Genomic DNA, 2,158 nt, shown 5'->3' on the forward strand with positions numbered 1-2,158 from the left:
GCGCCCGTCGACAGCGCGCCGCCGTCGTTCCTGCAGGCCGACCACCTGCGGGCCTACGCCGCCCGTCGGCGCGCAGGCGGCGTGCACCGCGCCTGGACCGGCGTGGCGACCGAGCTCGACGGCCCGCTCGACCGCGACGCCCTCGCCCGTGCCCTCACGCGGCTGGTGACGACGCACGAGGGCCTGCGGTCCTGGTTCGACCTGAGCGGGGAGGTGCCCGTCCGTCACGTGGTGCCGGTCGCCGACGTCGAGCACGCGGTCGTCGACGTGCAGGATCTGGAGGTCGAGGACGGCTCGTGGGACGAGGCGCTCCAGGCGCACCTGGTCCGGACCTTCGACGCCGCCTGCCGACCCGACGCCTGGCCGGGGTTCGTCCTCGGCGCGGTCGAGCACGCCGACGGGTTCGGCCTCTTCTGGGGCTGCGACCACGCCTTCACCGACGGCGCGTCGCAGCTCATGGTCGCCTCCGAGCTCGCCGACCTCTACGCGGCCGAGGTGGCCGAGGCCGGTGGTCCCGCCCTGGTCGAGGGGGCACTGCCGACCCCGGAGGAGTCGGGTCCGTTCGGCGTCTTCGCGGCCGAGGAACGCGCCCGCGCCGCCACCTACGACCCGTCCTCGCCCGAGGTGCGTGCCTGGACCGACCTGGTCGAGTCCCAAGGCGGACGTCTGCCGTCCTTCCCGCTCGACCTCGGTCTCGAGCCCGGTGCGACGGCGCCTGTGCACATCGCGTCCTACGACCTGCTCGACGCCGAGGCCGCCTCGCGTCTGGACGCCCGGTGCCGCGCGCTCGGCGTGCGGACGGTCTCCGCGGTGTTCGCGGCGCTCGCGGCGACTGACCACCTGCTCGCGGACCGCGCGACCTACGCCGGTGTGACGGTGCTGGGCGCGCGCGACACCGGTCCGTACCTGCGGTCGCACGGCTGGTTCTGCACCTTCGCGCCCGTGCTGTTCGAGGTCGCGCCGCACGCCGACGACCTCGACGCCCTGCTGGTCGCCGCGCACGCCGGTTTCGAGGCCGGCCGTCGCACGTCGCGCATGCCGGCGCACGTCGCGCTGGCCGAGATGCTGCGGACGGGAGTCCTCGGGCCCGACGGCGTGGGGTCGCCGCAGCTGGTCTCCTACCTCGACGTCCGTCGCTTCCCCGGGGCGGGCCGGCCCGCGCACGAGCGCGGGGTGCACTTCACGGGCGAGGGCCGCACGGCCAACGCCTCGATGTGGGTCAACCGCGACGCGGAGCGTCTCTACGTCGGGCTGCAGCACCCCGACACCCCCGAGGCGCACGACGCCGTCGCGCGGTACTCCGCGGTGCTGGCTCGCGTGGCCAGGGCGCTGGCCGAGGGGTCCACGTCGCTGCCCGAGGTGGAGACCAGCCGTGCTGGTCACGTCGGCTGACCTCTGGACGCCCGCGCCGGGCACGGTCGTCTCCTGGGACGTCGAGCCCGGGGTCCTCCCGCGACGTCGCGTCGACCTCTCCCTCAACCAGCGCAACCACCTCGCCGGGGCGGTGGCAGGGGAGCCGTCGGTGTGGATGGCCGCGGGGTTCGACGTCGAGGGTCCTGTCGACGTGGCCGCGCTCGAGGGGGCCTACCGGGCGGTCGTAGCACGGCACAGTGCTCTCCGGGTCGGCGCGGAGGTGGTCGACGGTGCCGTGCACGGCAGGCACCACGACGCAGCCGACCTGCGCTGGACCCGACGTGCCGACGTGCGCACGTCGACCGTGGACGAGACCCGCGACCACGTGCGTCGCCAGCTCGACGCCGCGTGCTGGCCGCTGTCGTACCCGGCGTTCTGGCCCGCAGCGATCTCGCGCCCGGACCGCTCGACGGTCGTGCTCGGGCTCGACCACCTCCACGTCGACGCCTACTCCCTCGCCGTGCTGGTCGACGACCTCCACACCGTCTACACCGGCCTCGCGCACGACGGGCGAGCACCCGACCTGCCCGAGACGTCGTGCTTCGTCGCAGGGCTGGCCGACCCGCCGCCGCGCGTGGCCCCCGACGACGCGCGACTGCGGTCCTGGCACGACTTCCTCGCGCGCCAGGACCACCGCCTGCCGACCTTCCCGCTGTCGTTGGGCGTCGAGCCCGGCGAGCGCGCCGCGCAACGCACCGAGGTGTCGGTGCTGGGCGACGCCGACGTCGCGGACCGGCTCGGCGAC

General features: G+C 75.3%; 2 protein-coding genes. Both read left to right on the top strand.

The genetic code is table 11. The features are described 5' to 3' along the window. Positions 1-1,392 (top strand): condensation domain-containing protein (locus tag NH339_RS18010; protein WP_253027372.1); only part of this gene is annotated, 1,392 nt, incomplete at its 5' end. Continuing rightward, the coding region (locus NH339_RS18015; RefSeq protein ID WP_253027374.1) for a condensation domain-containing protein at positions 1,373-2,158 on the top strand (786 nt) is incomplete at its 3' end. The genes NH339_RS18010 and NH339_RS18015, both read left to right, overlap by 20 nt.

Origin of the sequence: Aeromicrobium sp. CnD17-E, assembly GCF_024124745.1 — a bacterium.
Lineage (GTDB): Bacteria > Actinomycetota > Actinomycetes > Propionibacteriales > Nocardioidaceae > Aeromicrobium.